Genomic DNA, 21,166 nt, shown 5'->3' with positions numbered 1-21,166 from the left:
GATTTTTGAGTAAGCCCAACGACCAAGATGTGGTGTATGTCGACCTCACCGAGGGCATCACACAACCTGAAAATGAAGAAACCGGCAAAAAAGCCATCCTCAAACACAGCCTGCTTTTCGTGGCCACCTTTATTTCGGTGGCTACCATGGGTGGCATCTTTTTCGTGGGCCATACCGCCCATGCCGAAAGCATACGCGACCTGATCTTTTGGGAAGGGGTACTCTTTGCCTTCCTGCTGCTGCTGTTTTTGGGGGTGCACGAGTTCGGGCACTACTTTGCTGCCCGGTATCACAAGGTGCGGGCAAGCCTGCCCTACTTCATTCCGCTCCCGCTGATATCGCCCATAGGTACGATCGGTGCCGTCATAAAAATCAAGGAGCAGATCAACGATACCATCAAGCTGTACGACATCGGGATTTCGGGACCGCTGGCTGGTTTTGTAGTTGCGCTTGGCATTCTGATTTACGGCTTCGCGACCTTGCCTGAGCCCGACTTTCTGAACAATTTCGAAATGCACGAAGAAGTCGTTGCCTATGTGCAGGAGCACGGCACTTTCCCCGAAGACCCCGTTGCGCCGGAAGGCTCTGAAATCATTTTCTTCGGTGAAACCCTGCTCTACACTTTCCTGGCCTCGTTTTTCGACAACGCGCCGCCCATGTGGGAAATGTATCACTACCCCTTTTTACTGGCCGGCTGGCTGGGCCTGTTCTTTACCGCCCTCAACCTTATGCCGGTTGGTCAGCTCGATGGCGGTCACATCCTGTACGCGCTCATCGGGTACCGGAAACATCAGAAAGTAGCCCGGCTGTTTTTTGGGGGCGTGATCACCCTGGCTGGCTTTGCGGCCCTGCCCCTGCTCAACGAGCTGGCGGGAATATGGCTGCCGGCAGAGCTGAATCTGGGCTGGTTCCTCTGGGCCGGACTCTCCTTCCTCATCATACGAAAAGCCTACTTCGGTGATCCGGTCTGGACAATGAGCATCTGGAGCCTTTCCCTCCTCATTTCCTCCGCTACCTTCTACTTTACGCAGGGATCTGCCTTCGGCTCAGGCTTCGGGGTGTGGATTATGTTCACGCTTTTCATCGTATATTTTGTGAAGATTGAGCATCCGCCGGTCTATTTTGAAAAACCCCTGGATCCGCGCCGCCGCATTCTGGGCTGGCTCACCATGCTGATTTTCATCCTTTGTATCAGCCCGACCCCGATTTACGTGAATTAATTCGTCCGTATTTATTTCTGCGCACTATTCCGGAGCGCGGCGGGTTTTCAGATGTGTTCATTCAACTGCTAATCATCCTTCACACCAAAAGCTACCTACCATTTCCCATGTATCGCTTTACTGCCACAACAGCCGCTGTTTTATTTTTTTTAATGATGATGACGACTGCCTGCTCTGATGCCGGCTCTCAAAACCAATCCGGAGACGGGGAGCTGCAAGCTGTACCTGATGGTCCGCTGACTGTTCAGGTGCAGTTCCTGGTAGATGAAGACCGCTACGAGGAAGCCCTTACCAAGCTCCGCAAAGAAGACGGCAGCAATCCTGAAATCATGGTCATGCTGCGCGATACGCACCTGCACTACGGTACCTGGCTGATGTATCATGCCGAGATGATTCACATGACCGAGCGCATGCCCATGGCGCTGGCGCACTTTCGGCGGGTGCTCGAACTTGACCCGCAAAACCGTCAGGCGCAGGCCAACATCCGGCAGATCGAAGACATCTATCAGTCCATGAACCGGGAGATCCCGCAGGGCGTAGCGGAGTAGCAAATTCAGTATGTCAGTGTTTCAGTATGTCAGTGCAACGTCAAGAGGGGCGTTACCACTCAGTTTACCCACTTGGTTAAAAACATTAATTGTGCTTATATAAATAAAGCTGAATGACATACTGAAATACTGTAATACTGTAATACCGCCCGCATCATTTTCACTTCATTTAAGATTATCAGAGGCTATGGCCGACCCCAAGAAAACAACTCCGACGCTTAGAAATAAAAAAGCATTCTTTGAATTTCACATTGATAAAAGCTTTGAGGCCGGTATTGTGCTGCAGGGCACGGAAGTCAAGTCACTCCGTGCCGGTCATGCGAGTTTTACGGATTCCTTCGCCTACATACAGCACGGCGAAATCTGGCTTAAGGATCTGTATATTAAAGAGTTTGAACACGGCAACTACAACAACCATGACACCCGGCGCGACAGAAAGCTCCTCCTGAACCGGGAAGAAATCCGCAAAATTGACACCGCGCTCAAACAAAAAGGCTTTACCCTTGTACCCCTGCGGATTTACTTCAAAAAAGGAAAAGCCAAAGTAGAAATCGGCCTTGCTAAAGGGAAAAAGATGTTTGACAAACGAGCTACGATTGCCGCCAAAGATGTCAAACGGGAAACGGAGCGGCAGCTAAAGCAACAGCTTTAAGGTTTCCTTCTGCCGCTATTGAAAACCGCTTCAGTGCAGCAGCGGTGCAAGTTTGGGGTGCTTCCTGATTTCCTCTACATCCTGTTTTTTCAGGGCTTTTATTACCATGTGTATTACTTCGGGGTATTCTTCGACTTTTAGGCGGTCAGGGATATCTACCGATGAGGTAACAATAATGATATGAGAGCGCTCAATCATATCTTCATCCCTGAGGGTTTCAATAAACTCCCACCCATCCATTTCAGGCATATAAATATCAAGAAGTATAACAAAATGCTTCCCCTTCGGATACTGCTCGCGAATGTATGCAAGTGCCTCGGGACCATTCAGAAAGGATTTTGGTTCCGAGGTAACTTTATTCCTGATTAAAGACGCTTCATGCAGCATAAGCACAATCCGGTCGTCATCAACAAGCAAAAACTCTACTTCTTTTTTTTCCATAAATGTTTATTTAAAAAACTTCAACTCCAATGTGTAAGTGTGTATCCAAACAGGATGAAGCGTTTCCTGTAAATTGTCCATATTGCCAATGTGCCCCAAAAATACAAAAATTTTCAATTACAGTTGTCTTCGGTTCCGCTTAAAGGCAGATTAACTACAAATGTTGACCCGGCTCCGGGTTCAGAACGCACGCTGATTGTACCCTGATGCTTTTCCGTGATTTCTTTACAAAGTAAAAGTCCCATACCGGAACTTAACTCTCCGTTTGTTCCGCTACGGTTATATTTTTCACCCGGTGCAAAAAGCTTATTCACGTGCATTTTATCAATTCCTATACCTTTATCCTGCACTTCAATCGCTATGGTCTCGCCAGTCCGCGCGGTGCTGACTTTTATCAGGACTTCAGAATCCTGGTAGCTGAATTTTAAGGCGTTACTGAGCAGGTTTCGGCATAGGGCTGCAAGATATACCGGATCACCCGTAATGGTCAGGTCTTCTTCAGCTTCCAGCAAAACGGTGATATTTTTTTGAGCGGCTACTTCCTCAAAAAAGTCCACACTCTCTTTTGCCAGCTTAGAGATATTGACCGGCAGCTGCTTCAGATCAACTTTACCACTTTGTACCTTAGCCCACTCTACAAGGTTGAAGAGCAGGTTATGGGCTTTTTGAGCTGATTCCCGTATCAATCCGGCAAATTGCAAAGAGGGTGCATGGGTTTCATCACCTTCAAGCTCATCCTGCAGCAATCCGGCAAAGCCTTCAATGGCCGCAATCGGGCTTCGCAGATCGTGGCCGATCACTGAAAGCAGTTTCAGCATTTGGCTGTTGAGCAGCTGAAGCTCGTTATTCGCTTCCTTCAGACTTTTTTCTAATGCATGCTGACTGGTAAAATCAATCAGTGACAATATCAGCAGGTCATCTACCCGCAAAAAAGTAAGGTGTGTAAAGAGCTTGCTGCCGTCTGCGCAACAGAAGGTGCAGGAACAAACCTGCGCCGACTTGTGGCTGTTTCCGAATCGGCTTTTGAGTGTTTTCCAGTCTGATTTATTGTCCGGCGTATCCTTGCACGTACAAACTACATGATCACTAAATATATCCATGTCCGACATGGTCTCTGTCGTAAAGCCGGTGAGCTGCGTAAACCGCTCATTCATGGAAACAATTTTGTCGGAGTGGTCCACAATCAGAAAACCAATTGGTGCGGTACGGATAAGGCTTCTGAATTTATGCTCACTTACGCTCAGGGCGTGTTCCTTGCGTATCTGTGAATCAATATCCGTAACCGTAATTTTGTAGTGTTGCGGGGTTTTACCGCTTCCCAGCAAAGTAGGAGAAGCGCTGAGTTTTACGAAAGGATGCGCGGTTTTCCCCTGTATCCTTAGCGTGATGCTTGCTTCCTGGGAAAGGGATTCATGCCTTGCCTGGGTTTGCCTGAATAACTTCAGAAGGAACATGTAAAACAGGTCCTGAAAATCAGGGTGGATAAAATCCGTAACAGGCTTTTCCAGTATATCCTGCTTATCCACGCCTGTTAGCACGCAGAAGGCATAGTTAACGTCTTCAATAGTCCGGTCTTCCGTGATAATGATATAGCCAACGGGTGCCTGATAAAACAGTTCAGCAAACTTGCGCTCGGATTCCTGCAAAGATTCCTGAACACGCACCAGCTCTCTGTTTTGGAACTCAAGTTCCTGATGGTAAACCGACAGCGTTTCCAGTATATGGTCTATCGGTTTATCCCTCAGGCTTTCAGTATCAAGCCCTTTCATGTGAGAGACACTGTCTACGAGCTGTCTCAGATCATCCTGCGTATATTCTTTCATCGCTTATTCTCCCTCCGATTTAAAAAATTGAAGCAGGCCTCCTTTGAAAATCCCTTTCACGACAAATGGCTGATACACCACACGACCCTCGAATACTTTCGTTTCTTCAAACATGAGGGTTATGCCGGAGAGAGATGGTAGTTCGGCCTCAACATCCCGGTGCTGCACTTGTTTGAGCCACTCCCCAAAGCTTTTTTGAGCTTCCCCGATGCTCGTATTTACGTACCTCCAGCGGGTATCCGTAAATGCGGCCGGGCTTACCTCAAAACTTTCTGTCAGCGCTGTATATGCTGTATTGGGTGTGGCAGGATGGTGCAGTTCATCTGTGATCACGGCGGGATGGGCCATGCCGTCCAGTAGTTTGCGAAGTGCCAGCTTGCTCAGCTTTGCTGAGGGTAATTTTTCCTGTAATTCCGATACGTTGGCGGCAATGCCGTCCACCAGCTGTGCTTCTCCATCGGTACCCTTGCTCGCAAAGCTTGCGCTGATACGGATGGGGACGTACTGTCCTTCATGATGCTTCAGGCGAAGCACCTGATTCCATTCGCTCTTTTTGCCCGAAGTGAGCAGTTCTTTGTTTTTCAAAAAAACATCTGCATCAGCGGGATGAAGAAGTTGCTGCACAAGGGTCAGGGTTCCCGGAAAATGGTCCGGCTCGTATCCCAGCATTTCAACCAGCAGCGGGTCGCAGCTAAATGCGTCATCTTCGGTGTCCCAATACCAGCAGGCCATCTGTCCCAGAGTGAGCGCGCGCTGCAGCTTAAATGCCACATCGCGGTACCGTGCCTGTTCTTGTTTTACCCGCGTGATTTCTACAAAGGTGAGCAGCACACCTTCTATAGCATTGTTTTGGGTGCGATACGGGCGTGTCCGTACCAGGAAAACCCGTGCGTCGCTCGCTTTAATCTCCCGGTCCCGCGGCTGCAGGGTTTCCGCGACATAGTTTATGTCATCCAGCATTTCCGGATACACGTTCAGCACGGAAATATGCGCCATAGGCCGGCCTATATCGGTCGGCAGAATATGGGTAATTTCAGCAACGAGCGGCGTGAATTTTCGAATGCACAGCTTAGTGTCGAGGTAGAGTGCACCGATTTCAGTGTTTTTAAGCAGGTTGTTGATGTCATTGTTGATCTTGGTGAGCTCATCAATTTTGCTTTGGTATTCATAGTTCACCGTAAACAGCTCCTCGTTTACCGACTGCAGCTCCTCATTGGTACTCTGCAACTCTTCGTTGGAAGCGATCAGCTCTTCGTTGCTCGACTGAAGTTCTTCGTTGGAAGTTTCAAGCTCTTCCACGGTAGCCTGCAAATTTTCTTTTACCTGCTTGAGTTCATTCTGAAGCACCAGGTAACCGTCAGTGCCTGTCCTTTGGTAGCTGTCAGCTGTTGTGCGCTTGCCGGCTGTGACATTATCTGAACCTTTGGCTTGATCCGTTTCATCCTTCACCCAGAAAGAGATTACGGAATAAAGCGTTTTGTGTATTTCAAGCCGCCGGCCCTCCATATATATATTTTTGCCTTCAAAACCGGGTATATCCGCAACCCCTTCCATACTGACCACAGATTTATCCTGTTTGCGGAGCCGGTGTAAAAGCGTTGTGACAATTATGCCGAGTTCGGGATTCAGGCTGTTGAACAGGTTATTAGAAAAGCGGCCCGATTTGAATGAAATGAAGCGGTTGACATTGTTAATGATGTGCACAATGTTGTCGTTCGGGTCCACAATGATGGAAGCGGGCGCGAGCAGTTCCAGTAACTGCTCCGTGACCTTATCAACTTTGAATAAATCCCCCTTAGGATCCTGAACTGCCTGCTGCCGCGGTTTGTGCTGAGGCAAGTAGTTTGCGACCGGAATATTCTGAAGCATGGGCGGCCGGTAGCCTCTTTTTGCCTGATAAATCTTCCACTTGGTATCAAGAATATCGAAGGCTTCGCTCAAGCTGCCCAGGGTTTCACTGCTGCCCAGGAACAAATGCCCGCCCGGGTTAATGCTGTGGAAAAAGGAAATCAGTAAACGGTGCTGCATTTCCGGTTTGATATAAATAAAAAGATTGCGGCATACCAGCAGATCGAGTTTGGAAAAAGGCGGATCTTTAAGGAGGTTATGGGTCGCGAATACAATGGTTTTACGCACATTCTCATTTACCTGAAACCCGTTGTCCCTGCGATGAAAATATTTATGCAGGAGCTCCGGGTCGAGGTCGCTTATGATGCCATCGGGGTAGAATCCAATGCTTGCCTGTTCAAGTGCTGCGCGGTCCACATCGGTCGCAAAAATTTTAAGCTCGCATTCAATATTGTTTTTTTCGAAATAATCAAGGAAGAGCAGGGCCACGGAATAAACTTCTTCTCCTGTTGAGCAGCCCGTCGACCAGATGCGCATCAGTTTTTTGGAGCTAAAATCTGTTTTTTCCAGCACTTTCTCCCGCAGAGACTCAAAAGCCTGTCTGTCGCGAAAGAAACCGGTAACCCCGATCAGCAGCTCCTTGAACAGGACTTCTTTTTCTTTGTACGACTCATTCAAAAATATCAGATAATCGTCCAGGTTGTCGAAGCGGTTGATACTCAGCCTGCGCTCGAGCCTCCTAACCAGGGTGTTTTCTTTGTAGTATGAAAAATCAATACCACAGTGCTCCCGAAGAATGAGCGCTACTTTCTGGAGCGCCCCGATATTTTGCGTGAGAATGTTTTCGGTTTTCTTATTGGGTTTTGTAAAGGGATGCTTGTGGTAGTCAACCAGGGCTTCCGGCATTTTAGCCGGCTCAAGGACGAAGTCCACCAGTCCGGTAGCGATGGCATTTCGCGGCATGCCGTCAAATTTGGCAGATTTTTCATCCTGTACCATCATCATACCGCCTACCTCCTTTATGGCCCGCGCGCCCAGCGTACCATCACTACCGGTACCGGACAAGATGATACCAATGGCATGTTTTTGTTTCTCAACGGCAAGAGAGCGCAGGAAAATATCAACCGGCAGATTCAGGCTCTTTTTCTGATTCTGCAGATCAAGGTAAAGGTGGTCGTGAAAGATGGAGATATTTTTACGCGGCGGAATCAGGTATATGTTGTTAGGTTTTACCTGCATTCCGTCCTTTGCGATGTGTATCGGAATTCGGGTATGGCGCGCGAGCAGTTCATCCATCAGGCTTTTATAATCCGGAGAAAGGTGCTGCACTACTACAAAGGCAAGCCCTGAGTCCACCGGCATGTTGGTAAAGAATTCCTGCAGGGCTTCCAGTCCGCCAGCGGAAGCGCCGATACCTACCACGACAAGCTCAGTTGCGGATTCATGTTTGGTATCCTGTTCAGCGGCTTGAGGCTCTGAAGAAGCGGATTCCGGAGGGGTTGGTTTTTGGGTGTCAGACATAATGAATTGATCGGAATTTTTGCAGCGCTTTGCTTTATGCTTTGGAATGGTTTGAAGGATCTGGCGCATCATCAGCCCCTGTATTTCTGAAAACCGTGTTTTCTGTTTTATCGGCGATCTGATGAATCATGTCATCAATTTCGCGCGCTGAATCACTGAGGTACTGAAGGATGTCTTCTTCTGAGAAGGTTTCAAAGTCTTTTTCCTGAAGCAGCATGATCAGGCTCATCATCCTTGCGAGCGGAGCCCGTACCAGATGGCTTTGGGTCCATGAAATATCGCGAAGCACTTTATTCTGATTTTCAAGGTAGCGCAGATAGTTCAGCCGTTCGGTAATATCCACAACGATACCTGCAAAAAGCTGCTCGTCTTCATAGGTTATAAGCTGGATGTAGGACTGCACATCGTAGCTGCTACCATCTTTTCGGAAGTGCTTCGCTTCCATGATAACCGTACTCTGCTCACCGGTGTACAAAGGTTTCAGGGCCTCATTAAGCTGCTGCTGGGTTACGTTGGCGACCTTCATGACATCCAGGTTTTCAACGTCCTCCGCTTCGTATCCCAGGTTTCTGAGTGCAGCCGGATTCATGACCTGAAAACGATAGTCGCCGGGGGTGAATAAATAGATTTCGTTGATGGAGCCTTCAATTAACCGGCTAAATCTGAGGATCTCCCTCTCCGCCTCTTTGGCATCTGTAATGTCGCGTACGACAGCCATCACCTGATCGGTGCCGCAGGCCACAAAACGCGCTTCGTAATAGCGCCTCTTTTTACCCATGACCACAGAGTAGGTATAGGTGTCTGCATTGCCGGTATCCAGTACACGGCGGATCACCTGATTTGCCTCATCTGCAATGCGGGACGGCATAAAACTATGCAGCCCTTTGCCGCTGAAAAAGTCAGGATCGGCGATCATTTCTGCTTCATCAGCTGCATTATAATCAATAATTTCCAGCTTGTTATCGAACAGAAACATCATATCAGGCAGTGCTGCAAACATAGCCTGATTTCGCAATAGCGCATTCCGCAGCTTTTTTTCGTCTTTTTTACGCCGGGTGATATCCCGTGAAATCGTCATGTAGCCGGGCTTGTCTTCATAAAAGACGAGCACTGCTTTCACCTCCAGGTCTCTCATTTCGCCCGACTTCGTCCTGATCCGGGTTTCATAGTTCACCTCCGCGTGATCGTACAAGCGCTCCGCCCTTCGCGCAACTTCCCCGGCAGTGAGCCCTGTTTCCAGCATGGTTATAGGCATGCCCTTTAATTCATCAAGCGGGTAGCCCGTCAGTTCTTCCGCAGCTGCATTGGTTTCGAGGATTTCCGGGTTTTCGGTATCCAAAGAAAATACGGTGATAGCGTCTTTGTTGGCCGCAAAAAGCAACCGGTATTTCTCTTCACTTTCCGCAAGCTTTTGCTGGGCGGCAATGCGCTCTGAAATGTCACTAATACTTGTAATGTAATAGGGCTTGTTATCGATATGAATAATTCTGGAAGACAGCAGCCCGGTAAATATTTCCCCGTTTTTTTTGCGGAATTCAAACTGCATATTCTCAACCTTTTGGCCGCGCTTAAGAGCCTTAGTCATGACCAACCGTTCTTTCTTACGGGCCCAGACATTGAGAGAAGTTACGCGGTCGTGACGCACATCATCAGGGGTATAGCCTGTGTACTGGTAAAAAGCACTGTTCACTTCCACCAACCGCCCTGAATCGGGTTCCGATATGGCTATAGCATACGGACTCGACTGAAAAGCCATCGCAAACTTTTCTTCACTTTGGCTCAGCTGTCCCAGTGCATTCATTCTGTTTTGCAGGTTAACGAGCAGCTGAATAAGAATACCCATCATATTCAGATGTTCTTTTTCCAGAAACAAGGAGCTTTCCAGATTTTCAGCAATCAGAAAACCAGTACAGGTTCCGGCTTGCATGAGCGGCATAGCCACAAGGCCACAAACGCCGCGGCCAGCCAGCCATTTTTTTAAAGGATGATTTTGCCCAAGGTTAGAGGTATTGTGAATAAACAGCGTTTTGCCTGACTGATAGTCTTCAAAGAATACAGCTGGAAAACCAGCGGACGTCCCTTTATCATTAGTCAGCCACTGCGGTTGAAGTACGTCCCGGTCATCTGTGTATATGGCACAGTAGAGCCTGTCAGCATGGATCAATTCTGCACTTTCGCCCAGTACTTCCGATACGACCTGATTCAGCTCGTCCGGCTTAACATCTACAAAACGGGCCGAAACAGAGAGCAGAAAAGACTGTAGTGCGTTTTGCCGTTTGAGCGAATTTTCTGCTTCCTTGAGTTTCGTAATGTCCTGCTGCACCCCCACAAAATGGGTTAGGGTATTATTTTCATCATAAATGGGTGACAGCGAAAGCTGATTCCAAAACAACTTGCCGTTTTTGCGGTAATTCCGAAGCGTTACACGGCAACTGTTGCCTTCCCTTATGGCTTTTCTGATGGTATTCAGTTCATCCTGCAGGGTATCATCGCCCTGTAAAAAACGACAGTTTTTCCCGATCACTTCATCCGGATGATAGCCCGTAATGTGCTGAAAAGCAGGGTTAATGTAAATCAACGGCTGATCTTCCAGGGTCATATCAGCCAGTACAATACCAACCGTGCTGGATTCAACTGCTTTTTGAAGCAGGCGGTTACGTTGTTCTGCTTCAATCAGATCGGTCACATCTGTATCACTGCCGCGATACCCCTTTAATTTTCCGTCGGCATCAAATACAGGCACGCCGTTGGTTGACACCCATATCACATGTCCGTCTTTGGTTTGCACTTTGTTGTAGAACGCTGTGAATCGCTTTCCCTGAAGGAACGCAGCCCGTACTTTTTTTTCAAAGACGGAACGGCCCTCGGCAGGATGAAGATCAAACAAAGTTTTATGACCAACCACTTCAGATACCCTGTAGCCCAGCATGGTTTCACATACCGGGCTAATGAACGTATAAACGCCCTCAGCATCAATTTCCCAGGCTATAGTCCGACTGTTGAGCGCAATTTCATTCAGGCGCCTTGTGTTACGTATCAGAAGCTCTTCATTCTGTTTGCGCTCCGTCACATCTCTGATAAACAGGGTGTAATACAATTCATCTTCAAAATCGACCACACTTACAGAAACCTGCCCCCAAAACGGATTTCCGTTCAGATCCTGTAAGGGCAGATCATGACCCTTTAGATTTTTCAGGGTGTCATAAGACATATCACCAAATACAGATGACAGATGCGGTATGACTTCATCAATATTTTTCCCCTTAACTTCCTTTGGTTCGATGCCGAACATGCGCTGCGCAACTTTATTCAGAAACTGAATGCGACGTTCGCCGTCAACGCTGATCACCCCATCCGGAGCCTGAGAAAGAATAAGCTCCATTTTCCGCTGTTCTCTCCGGATCCGTGCGTCAGCCGCTTCCTTTTCCTGCTGCTGCAAAACCTGAAGCCGGTCGATTTCCTGCCGGTCAGACATATCGCGCAGGCTGGTGGAAATAAAGTCAGCGCTTCCATCCGGCTTGTCATGGCGAATCATTAGCTGCGAAACCGGAATTTCTTTTCCGTCTTTTGAAAGAATGACCGTATCACCTTTCCACATCCCCTCTTCCATAAGTTGCGGCAAAGCTTCCCTTTTCATCAGATCCTGCACCCACTGCGGGTGGAACCGGATTATATGTTCACCCAGTACCTCCGTTTCAATGTCATATCCTAATCTGCTACTAAAAGTCTGGTTAACGTATATCACCTGTCCATCCAGCGTAGCTGTGCCTACAAAGTCAGACGTGTTATCAACGATATCCTGAAACATGTGCCGCTTATGCAGGTTTTCCAGGTGATCGGTTACCTCACTGTACACCCCGCACCAGTACGTATTTCCAAACAAATCAAGCTCTACGGCCGTAACGGTGGCATAAATGAGCCTGCCGGAAGCATGTTTAAGCGCAAAAGGATGCTGAACTGAGATGTTTATATCCCGCCCTTTATCATATTCTGCAGCTGCCCGTGCCTGCTCTTTTTCAGGATGAAAATGCACCAGCGATCGCCCCATAAGCTGCGCCCCATTCAGCCCGAGCATATCGCACATCGTTTGATTGCAAAACGCAATGGTTTTTTGGGCAGGATCAGCCGCAACAACACCAACAGGCAGATTATTCAGCAGCGAGGTGAGCCGCTCTTCCTGCTTTTTCTCCGCCGTAATATCGACAATCAGCATTCGGTACTGCGGTATGGCTTTGGAAATAGCAGCTGTTGGCGCGGCGTCTTTCATAAACTGAAGGCGCGCAAACAGGACGAGCTCTTTACCTTGCCCCCCGTTTACGCTGTCAGCTTTGACCCTGAATTCAAAAGATTCCTCACTACCCGGCTTTTCCTTCAGACGACGCAGACAAAAGTAGAAATCATCCTGACGTTCGGCCTGAATATAATCTGTGACTTTAGTGCCTTTAAGGTTAACATTATTTTTCCCAAGCAATCCTGAAGCTGCCGTATTTGCTTCAGAGACAACCATATCAGCATTAAGCACTATATAACCAAAGGGCGCATTCTGGAAAAGATCTTTAAACCTGGCTTCTGAAAGTTCCGCTACCGTACGGGCCTGCACCAACTCCTGATTCTGATATTCGAGCTCCTGATGGTAAATATTAAGCTGTTCTATAATTTGTTCTACAGGCACATCCCTGAATTGCTCATAATCAACTTCTTCGCCTTTAAGAAGTTTACTGATCAGCCCGCTGAGCTGGTTTTCTGAAGCAGATTTCCCCATTTCGGTACACTGTCCTTAATACTATGAATTACGGCTGCGCTTAGGTAATGAACTATCACTTCGTAAAATAATCATTTCCAATAAGAATATTTTAAATATACCTCCAATTTTATTCCCGCTTTAACCACATCATTTGAAGCAACGGCAATTTTCTTCAAATTACAGAAGACAAAAAAACGGGCTCGGGAAGATATTTTCCGGAGCCCGTTTTTTAATGCTTTTAGCTTATTTCAAGGTCCAAGACCCTTAACGCTCTACAGTCAGGCCGCTGATGGTATGCCCGAAAAACAGGCTGTTAGCAAACAGTTTGTTGGTTCCAAACCAAAACGCCCTAAAATTAGGATTGTCAGCAAAAAGGATGACGCGCCCCTGCCCCCTGCCTGACACCATAAGCGAGGCCGTACCGGGCAGCACTTCGAGGTTCTGAGGCGAGATATAGCCGCTCACCAGCGGGTTTGGAGTGTATCGCAGCGGAGCAGCATGCGGGTTTTCAGGCGCTGCAAGAAACAGCGTACTGTTTCTGAACACGCTAAGTTCAGGATTGCGGTAGCCGTACAGCAGCGGATGGGTCAGGTCCGCGCGGGCGCTGAAAATACTGCCGCCTATGACCTGTGCCCCGCGTAGCTGCGAGGCGTCTTGGTAAGGCAGCATGACATCGTGTTGATCCGCTTCGCTGACCCTTTCAAAAGAAGCCGTTGCAAGTTCGTGCTGAACCAGCCAATTAACCGCATTTTTGTATGCAATCAGCACGCCTCCGCTTTCTGTCCAGCGACGCAGGTTTTCCCTGCCTGATGCTGAGATTCGGTTGTAATTCCCGTTTGGCAGCACAATGGTGTTGTACCGGCTCAGGTCCAGCCGCGCGAATCGGTCCGTTTCAACCATGGTAACCGGCACATTGTACCGCTGATCGAGCTGAAACCAGGTTTCGCCGGCTTCACTTACATTCACGCCATCACCAATAACCAGCAAGACTTCCGGGGTGCGCAGGCTGCTGAAGCTCGGCGAGCCCAGATCAATGCCGGTTCGGGCAAGGCCGGTATTCACGGCAAAGAAATCAACGGCGCTGCTGCGGGCGGCCTCCTGAACCATGGCGTAGAGCTCATCCGGGCTGCAGGCATCCTGAATGCCGACCGGAATCATCACCGAGCCGCGCATGAAAACGCGGTCGCCGGCATCGGTGGGCAGGGTAAATTCACGGTTGGCAACCTTGGCCCGCACGCCGCGTCGCAGCAGATCATTGATAGCACGGGGCGCATAGTAGCCGTCCCACTCCATGATGTAAGCTACCCGCGCCTGTCCGCCGTGAAGCCGGCCTTCGGGGAAACGGATGTTATCAGCCCGAACCTGCTCCCCGAGCAAATTCCGGTTGAACGCCCGGTTGTTGAGCGTGGCATGGTGCAGGTCGAAGGCGTGAGGCAGCGACCAGGTAGAAACGTCATAAAACAGGCTGTCCGTGAAGCTTGTGCGAGTCTCAAAGAGGCTGCGCACCATGCGGTAGTTGGGCTGCGCTGTAGGGATGATGAAATCGCGTCCGGCCCGGAAGGTTTCTCCGGATGCCGTCACATCCCGGTCCAGGGTGTAGAAATCCAGCTGATGCCGCAGCAGAATATCCTGTAAATGATAGATGCGCGCAGGATCGTGCGGGGCGCCAAACACCCACGCTTTGACCTCATCGCGGGCGGCTTCTTCGAGGGCCGTTTTGTAGTGATCGCGCTTGAACGCGTGAAATTCCTCCCGAAGCGCATGCGTACCGGCAACGGTCGAGAGCGAGGTCAGAAACTGATTCAGGATGGTTTCGGGGAAAGAAAGCAGGCCGTGCTGACTCTCCTGAATGTGCCCGCGCGAGCTTGCCTGCTCGAAGAGGATACCAATGGTACCGAAGAAGTCGGGATAGGTCGAGCCTTTACCGACATAAAAATCGTCGAAAGTTTCGCGGGTGTAATAGAGCTGCGCAATCTGATCGAGGTATTCGGCATGAAACTCCGCGAGCTTGAAGGTCAGCTCGTAGTTGCGCTCGGGGGTAAGCGGATTGTTGCGGGAAGGCACGCCAGGCTGAAAGAAGTAGGTGGCGTTGGTACCCATCTCGTGGTGATCCGTGAGCACGTTGGGCTTCCAGTGATGAAACTGTTCGAGGCGGTACCGGCTTTCGGGGTGCTGAAGGGGCATCCAGTCACGGTTGAGATCGAACCAGTAGTGATTGGTGCGGGAGCGCGGCCAGGGCTCGTTGAACTCGCGGTTGACCGGGTCAGCGGTGAGGCGGTTCAGGTTGCGGTGCGAGTTCACCCAGCTCACAAAGCGATCCTGCCCGTCGGGATTGAAGCTCGGATCAAGCAGAATCACGGATTCGCGCAGCAGGCTTTCGACGGCTTGCCCCTGCGCGGCGGCGTAATAGTAGGCAGCAAGCACGGCGGCATTTACACCGGAATGCTCGTTACCGTGCACGCTGTAGCCCAGCCAGACAACTGCCGGCATGGCCGAAATATCGAGGTTTTCCGAAACATCCGGATCGGCCAGCTGAATATGCTGCTGCCGGATTTCTTCAATACGACCATGATTGTCCGGATGGGTGATGGTGAGCAAAACCAGCGGACGAAGCTCATGACTGCGCCCATAGAAATCGATGGTGATGCGGTCAGAGGCCTGCGCCAGGGCTTCCATGTAGCGGACCATCAGATCGTGGCGCAGGTGCCATTCCCCTATATTAAACCCAAGTACTTCGTGCGGAGTGGGGATGTCGGACTTATAGGTGACATCATCCGGCAGAAAAAAAGACAGCGGCGACTCGCTATGTTCAGCGAATTCGCGGGCAAAGGTCTGTACGCCGGATTGGGCACGGGCAACATCAGGTAAACAAACAAAGAGCAGGAAAAACAGCGGTACAAGCGCCGGGTATAACCGTAGGTGAGGACTCATAGGTCAGATTTAGTTGAGTGGATGTGCAGTTTTATGGAAGCGAACAGCCATTGGTAATGATGAACCAACGACATCGGTTCCAGCGATAGCTGATACTACTACAAGCTTTTGAAAAACGCTTTTAAATAATAGGATTGAATCAACTTTTTTCAGCTTCATATTTCGCGTGCACCCTGTTAGCAGCGAACCAAAAGGATTCAGTCAACTATTTCTGCCTCGGGTTCTGCCAAGGGCAGGAAAGGGAACTTCAACCTGAATGCGGCCCCACCCCACCGTGACTTCTCAACGAAAATTTCGCCCTTTAGGCGGCTGACAGATGTTTTAACGGAATACAAACCAATACCAGTACTGCTTTCCCCTGCCGTTGACTTGGCTGAAAGTTTGGCAAACGGTTTAAAAATCTTGTCCATATCATGGCTGCTAAAGCCCGGTCCCTGATCTTCTATGCTCAGCCTGAAATGATCTTCCTCCCTGCTCATATCTACCCAAACCTCCGTATTTGGCGGAGCGTATTTTATCGCATTTGAAATGAGATTTCCTACAATACCCTGGAATGATTCCAGGTGCGTGTTAAATGAAAAAGAATCGCAGCGACAATGCAGGGTTATGTTTTTGGATTTTGCTACCAGGGTATATTCATTTCGCATTCTTTTGATAACCTGATCACTTTGCTGACGCTCCAGCTGATTCATAACATCGAGCTGATCCATCCTAAACACATTTAAGAGACTCTTAATCAGCAGATCCGTACGTAAAAGTGAGCGTTCAACCAATGATACCAGAGGGTTATCCTGCAGATCTTCTTTAATTAATTCCACAGAGCTTTTAATGACCGACAGCGGATTTTTCAAATCATGTACAATGATATGCAAAAAGCCGTCCCGCTCCTGCCCTATTTTTTCGAGCTGCTCATTTTGCACCTGAAGCATTGCACGCTGATTTTTAATATCGACAAAAGCTTTCTGAAGCCGCTTTTTGGTAGCAAGTGCATAAACCACAAACAGGATTGCGGTTACAAGCCCTATCACAAGCAACACAATAATCGTAAGCCTGTTTCTGCTTGTTGTTTCCTCAAAAACCAGTCGCTCGCTAAGCAACAGGTTTTCATTGCGGGTTTGTTCTACATCATGCTGAATCATCAAATCCTGAATTGCGGTATCCCTTGCCCGTTCCTGAAAAAGTATGGTCATTTCCAGAAACTGCTCATGGTATTCAAGTGCAGCCTGATAGTTTCCTATGCTCTTTTCAATTTCATACAGCTGACGAAGACTGTTAGTTCGGATACCGTTGTGTTCAACTTCTTCTGCGATTTCAAGGGCGCTTATAAACTGCTGCCGGGCTTGTTCAATATCTCCGCTTTTATTTAAAATCATTTCACCAACGCCATAGGTATTAAACATTACTCCCAGCACGGAACCTACGCGTTCACTCATCTCGAGCCCGAGCCGGTAGTGTTCGGCAGCCCGTTCAAAATCTTTCATATCTTTGTATGCCATCGCTGCATTATAATAATTGCGCGCGAGATTGAGCCAGCTTTCTTTTTCTCTGTTTATGGCAATGGCAACCTGCAGGGAGTCAGCGCTGCGCTCAAACTCACCGGTAAGTTCAAAAAAGCTGGCAAGGTTATTCATCGTGCGTGCAATACCAACACGGTCTTCATTCGCATAAAATAACCTCAAAGCACGCTCATGCCAGCTCAGCGCCTCATCAAGCTGCCTGATATTGGTAAATATCAGCGCAAGATCGCCATACAGATCAGCCAGGATACTGTATTCATTCTGACCTTCGAAATAATCTACAATCGGCATGATGGTTTGTATAGCACTCAGATACTCACTTTCCCCCTGATACAGGCGCGCTTTGGCTCTTCGTACCAGGATATCTGCTGACGAGAATTCTACGGGTGTAATTTTAGTAAGGGTTTCCTCCAATACATCTCTGGCAGATCCCATTCGTCCCTGTTCTGACAGTACATTAACGAACAAAGACACAGTAGCTAAATACAGCACATCATTGCCAGAGACGGCCGCTGCTTCTGCCAGAGCTGATACTTCGCGCTCAACAGCTGCTATTTCGCCTCTAAGGAATTTGGACTGCAATCTCATGTAATCGAGCAGGAGCTCATTGTAGGGCGTAGGTGCGCTTTCTGTCAGGGCGGTCATTTCTGCAATAACGGGCTCATTTTCATCTACCTTCCTGAGCACGATATTCCGGATATAGGTCTCCAACAGTTCATCGGTACCCTTTGCCTCGGAATCCTGATTTGATGCTGGGATATCGGTTTGAGAAGACCCGGTTTCGCTACAACCCGAAGTGATCAGAACTCCGGCCATGAAAGCCAAGACCAATATTAATATTTTATAATTATTAGGAAGCAAATATGGTAAGGAAAGCTTTGGAGGTGAGCTTTTTTGCTACACCCAATTTAATTATAATTAATTATTTGAGACAGGTTCTTTTTTCTACATCGCTCATATGCCGGCACTTCCTGTTTGAGTTTCCCGCAACTAACTGTGAATTTTAATCATAATCCCGTGCACCAAAGAGTGCAGTACCGATACGGAGCATGGTTGCACCTTCCTGTACGGCAATTTCGAGGTCGTTTGTCATCCCCATAGAAAGCTCTGTTAACACATGGTTTTGATACCCCTTTTTTTGCTCCTGCACGAGCAATACCCGTAACAAGCGAAACTGCGGCCTCACAATTGCCTCATCGTCTGTGAATGACGCCATCCCCATTAAACCGCGCACTTTGAGATTGGCCATGCTGTCAGCCACCTCAAGCAGTGCAGGCAAATCATCAGGCTCACAGCCCGATTTCTGGTTTTCATCGCTGATGTTCACCTGAATCAGCACATTGATGATGCGCCCTGCCTGACCGGCACGCTTGTTTATTTCTTTAAGCGCTTTCAGCTTGGGCACAGAGTGAATCCAGTCCACGCGATCGGCTATATATTTGATTTTATTTGACTGAAGCGTGCCGATCATGTGCCATACAATATCTTTGTCTGCTTCAAGCGCTTCCATTTTGGGCACAAGTTCCTGAACCTTATTCTCTCCAAAATCAAGCTGTTTGAGCGCACGCATGGCACGAACCGCTTCAACGGGGTTGGTTTTGCTTACCGCAATTAACCTCACATCCTCAGGATTACGACCGCATGCAGCACAGGCAGCTTCGATGCGCGTTTTCAGCGATTGGAGGTTCCGGTCAATATATTCGTATGCCATGATTGATCTTTAAATTGGTGGAGTTGGGATAGGTACTCTAAAACGGCCCGTGTTTAGCAAACATTCAGATTGCGTTTATTGGGCTAACCCGCATTATTCACCAAGAAATTTTCTTGCTGGCAAGGCTAAGCTAAATTTAAACTATCACTCGGGTAATCAAATCCTTTTCATCGTGAATAATGCGGGCTAAGGACATAACCAATATAAAGATTGGACTAAACTCAAATTCGTCGTATTTTTCAAATCTGCATTACATTCTCATTTTCTTTGAAACCTGCATGATTACCGCAGCACGATTGAAAATTGCTTCTCAAAGTCAGCCGCTCACCCTATCCGCTTTATTAGCAGCGGATCAAACCGGAAAGCGACTATCGCCCTGATGAACGTGCTGACCCGACATATTTCCGATTTTTTCGAGCACTGGGCCCCAAATGCTACCAAACAGGACTACGACAATACCGGCCTGCTCATCGGAAATCCCAATCAGCCCGTAACCGGAATTTTATGCTGCCTCGATGTAACGGCAGACGTGATTGATGAAGCTGCTGCCCGGAATTGTCAGCTTATCTGCGCCCATCATCCCCTTATTTTCCCGAAACTGAAACGGGTTGTCACGACGGATGAAACCGGCGCACTTATCCACAGCCTGATTCGGAACAACATCAGCGTGATTGCTGCGCATACCAACCTCGACGCAGCCCGTGACGGCGTTTCCTTTGCGCTCGCCCAAACCCTGGAGCTAACGGACATCAGCATGCTCGACGACAGCTACAAGACGATGAAACGCGTCATCTTCCGTTTCCCCGCCGCGCTGAAACCGGAGGTATCAGCCGCTATCCGCAATGTCGATCTGGACTGCGGCTGGTCTGAAGAGGAAATGAATATCAGCGTAGCCCGCTTCAACGCTGATGTATATGTGCTGAATGAATTACGCAGCCGGCTGCTTCAAATCCTCGACGGCGCCCCGCATTCTTTTGATATTGTGGCGCTTGAATCCTCTTCCCCCCTGTACGGCTTCGGTGCCCTCGGCAAAACAACGTCGCCCATGACGCAGCAGGCATTTTTAGATCACGTAGCAGCTAAGCTGGGCAGCAGCGGACTCCGGTTTTCAGGCGAGGCCGATGCCATAAAAAAAGTTGCCGTATGCGGCGGCTCCGGCAGTTTTCTGATTCGCAAGGCACAGCAATCCGGCGCACAGGCCTTTATAACCGCCGACATCAAGTACCACGACTTTTTTGTACCCAAAGGTTTCCTCCTGATTGACGCCGGTCATTATGAAACCGAGGCCCCCATTATTGCCGCTATGCAGCAAAAACTCGCTTCCGCTTTTCCGGACGTGCAGGTCATCAGCACAAGCGTTTGCACCAACCCCATGCAGGGATGGCCTGCCAAATCAGGCAACACAGTTTCAGTAAATCCCCATACAACCCTCTAAGTTACCTTATGCGCGACATTATACAACAACTGGTTAACCTTCAGTATATTGACTCAAAACTTGATGAACTGAAACGCATGCGCGGCGATCTGCCCGAAGACATTGCAGATCACGAGACCGATATCGCCCGTATTGAATCACGGATCAAAAAAAATACGGCACAGCTCAAAGACTTCAAGCTTGAGCATGGTAAACTTGAGCTCGAAAAAGACGACGCACACGCACTCATCGAAAAATACGAGACGCAGCAGTCAACCGTACGCAACAACCGTGAGTACGACGCCCTGACCAAGGAAATGGAGGCGCAGCAGCAGCTGATTGAAAATGCAACATCCAGAATTGCGGAAATTGAAATCCTTTCCAAAGAAATAGAGGAAGAGCTTGAAGTGAGCAAGGCACAGCTCAAGGAAAAAGAAGCCGAGCTCGAAGAGATGAAAAAAAATCTCAAGGATGTGATCACCCGCACGCAGGAGGAAGAAAAAGAATTATTGGAGCGTCGTGACGAAGCTGAAAGCACGCTCAACCAAAGGTACCTGCGCAGCTACAACCGGCTCCGCAAGGGACTTAAAAACGGGGTAGCTGTAAGCCCGATGGTCAACGGCGCATGCATGGGTATGATGATGCCGCCACAGGTTCAGATGGAAGTTCGCCGCAAAGACAAGATCGTCATCGATGAAAACAGCGGACGTATCGTCGTAGATCCTGAGTTCTTCGAAAATGCGAAAAAGATAGGCGTTTAAGTCCTTATCTTGAAACGCTCACGAGCTACAGCACA

The 21,166-nt window shown here is 48.8% G+C and carries 13 protein-coding genes; 5 read left to right on the top strand and 8 right to left on the bottom strand.

The features are described from left to right. Positions 1–5: 5 nt before the first annotated feature. The 3 genes from CYPRO_RS03000 to smpB all read left to right on the top strand — a co-directional run bounded on the left by CYPRO_RS03000 (position 6) and on the right by smpB (position 2,420). Entirely contained in the window at positions 6–1,220 is a 1,215-nt protein-coding gene (locus tag CYPRO_RS03000) for a site-2 protease family protein (protein WP_124245497.1), read from the top strand. Between the two features lie 107 nt (positions 1,221–1,327). After that, complete coding sequence (locus CYPRO_RS02995; RefSeq protein ID WP_124245496.1) at positions 1,328–1,768, top strand: hypothetical protein; 441 nt, start codon at positions 1,328–1,330, stop codon at positions 1,766–1,768. Positions 1,769–1,955: 187 nt separating this feature from the next. Next, on the top strand, positions 1,956–2,420 hold the full coding sequence (gene smpB, locus CYPRO_RS02990) for an SsrA-binding protein SmpB (RefSeq protein ID WP_114983215.1): 465 nt from the start codon (positions 1,956–1,958) through the stop codon (positions 2,418–2,420). A gap of 30 nt (positions 2,421–2,450) precedes the next feature. Here the strand turns inward: smpB and CYPRO_RS02985 are convergent, their stop codons facing one another. The 8 genes from CYPRO_RS02985 to CYPRO_RS02955 all read right to left on the bottom strand — a co-directional run bounded on the left by CYPRO_RS02985 (position 2,451) and on the right by CYPRO_RS02955 (position 18,956). Next, positions 2,451–2,861: a response regulator gene (locus tag CYPRO_RS02985; RefSeq protein ID WP_114983214.1), complete on the bottom strand. Its 411-nt coding sequence runs from the start codon at positions 2,859–2,861 to the stop codon at positions 2,451–2,453. A gap of 113 nt (positions 2,862–2,974) precedes the next feature. Continuing rightward, entirely contained in the window at positions 2,975–4,684 is a 1,710-nt protein-coding gene (locus tag CYPRO_RS02980; protein ID WP_114983213.1) for a sensor histidine kinase, read from the bottom strand. A gap of 3 nt (positions 4,685–4,687) precedes the next feature. After that, a complete protein-coding gene (locus CYPRO_RS02975; protein ID WP_164682488.1) occupies positions 4,688–8,053 on the bottom strand; it encodes a chemotaxis protein CheB in 3,366 nt (1,121 codons plus the stop codon). 34 nt (positions 8,054–8,087) lie between these two features. Continuing rightward, positions 8,088–12,815, bottom strand: coding sequence for a PAS domain S-box protein (locus tag CYPRO_RS02970; protein ID WP_114983211.1), 4,728 nt, complete (start codon positions 12,813–12,815; stop codon positions 8,088–8,090). Between the two features lie 246 nt (positions 12,816–13,061). Then, entirely contained in the window at positions 13,062–15,728 is a 2,667-nt protein-coding gene (locus CYPRO_RS02965) for a M14 family zinc carboxypeptidase (protein WP_114983210.1), read from the bottom strand. Positions 15,729–15,737: 9 nt separating this feature from the next. Beyond that, a complete protein-coding gene (locus CYPRO_RS16510) occupies positions 15,738–15,887 on the bottom strand; it encodes a hypothetical protein (RefSeq protein ID WP_164682486.1) in 150 nt (49 codons plus the stop codon). A gap of 38 nt (positions 15,888–15,925) precedes the next feature. Continuing rightward, positions 15,926–18,061, bottom strand: coding sequence for an ATP-binding protein (locus CYPRO_RS02960; RefSeq protein ID WP_114983209.1), 2,136 nt, complete (start codon positions 18,059–18,061; stop codon positions 15,926–15,928). Between the two features lie 187 nt (positions 18,062–18,248). Further along, complete coding sequence (locus CYPRO_RS02955; protein ID WP_114983208.1) at positions 18,249–18,956, bottom strand: YggS family pyridoxal phosphate-dependent enzyme; 708 nt, start codon at positions 18,954–18,956, stop codon at positions 18,249–18,251. 379 nt (positions 18,957–19,335) lie between these two features. Between CYPRO_RS02955 and CYPRO_RS02950 the strand changes: the two genes are divergently transcribed. Both CYPRO_RS02950 and CYPRO_RS02945 read left to right on the top strand, forming a co-directional pair. Further along, complete coding sequence (locus CYPRO_RS02950) at positions 19,336–20,391, top strand: Nif3-like dinuclear metal center hexameric protein (protein ID WP_114983207.1); 1,056 nt, start codon at positions 19,336–19,338, stop codon at positions 20,389–20,391. 8 nt (positions 20,392–20,399) lie between these two features. Continuing rightward, positions 20,400–21,131: a zinc ribbon domain-containing protein gene (locus tag CYPRO_RS02945; protein ID WP_114983206.1), complete on the top strand. Its 732-nt coding sequence runs from the start codon at positions 20,400–20,402 to the stop codon at positions 21,129–21,131. Positions 21,132–21,166: the final 35 nt, after the last annotated feature.

The organism is Cyclonatronum proteinivorum (assembly GCF_003353065.1).
Lineage (GTDB): Bacteria > Bacteroidota > Rhodothermia > Balneolales > Cyclonatronaceae > Cyclonatronum > Cyclonatronum proteinivorum.
The sequence above is the reverse complement of the archived record's forward strand: the minus strand, read 5'-3'. Positions and strand labels throughout refer to the sequence as shown.

Excerpts from the sequence above, each read along its gene's own strand:
- CYPRO_RS02995 (WP_124245496.1), top strand. The coding sequence starts at position 1,328 with ATGTATCGCTTTACTGCCACAACAGCCGCTGTTTTATTTTTTTTAATG.
- smpB (WP_114983215.1), top strand. The coding sequence starts at position 1,956 with ATGGCCGACCCCAAGAAAACAACTCCGACGCTTAGAAATAAAAAAGCA.
- CYPRO_RS02985 (WP_114983214.1), bottom strand. The coding sequence starts at position 2,861 with ATGGAAAAAAAAGAAGTAGAGTTTTTGCTTGTTGATGACGACCGGATT.
- CYPRO_RS02980 (WP_114983213.1), bottom strand. The coding sequence starts at position 4,684 with ATGAAAGAATATACGCAGGATGATCTGAGACAGCTCGTAGACAGTGTC.
- CYPRO_RS02975 (WP_164682488.1), bottom strand. The coding sequence starts at position 8,053 with ATGTCTGACACCCAAAAACCAACCCCTCCGGAATCCGCTTCTTCAGAG.
- CYPRO_RS02970 (WP_114983211.1), bottom strand. The coding sequence starts at position 12,815 with ATGGGGAAATCTGCTTCAGAAAACCAGCTCAGCGGGCTGATCAGTAAA.
- CYPRO_RS02965 (WP_114983210.1), bottom strand. The coding sequence starts at position 15,728 with ATGAGTCCTCACCTACGGTTATACCCGGCGCTTGTACCGCTGTTTTTC.
- CYPRO_RS16510 (WP_164682486.1), bottom strand. The coding sequence starts at position 15,887 with ATGAAGCTGAAAAAAGTTGATTCAATCCTATTATTTAAAAGCGTTTTT.
- CYPRO_RS02960 (WP_114983209.1), bottom strand. The coding sequence starts at position 18,061 with ATGGCCGGAGTTCTGATCACTTCGGGTTGTAGCGAAACCGGGTCTTCT.
- CYPRO_RS02955 (WP_114983208.1), bottom strand. The coding sequence starts at position 18,956 with ATGGCATACGAATATATTGACCGGAACCTCCAATCGCTGAAAACGCGC.
- CYPRO_RS02950 (WP_114983207.1), top strand. The coding sequence starts at position 19,336 with ATGAACGTGCTGACCCGACATATTTCCGATTTTTTCGAGCACTGGGCC.
- CYPRO_RS02945 (WP_114983206.1), top strand. The coding sequence starts at position 20,400 with ATGCGCGACATTATACAACAACTGGTTAACCTTCAGTATATTGACTCA.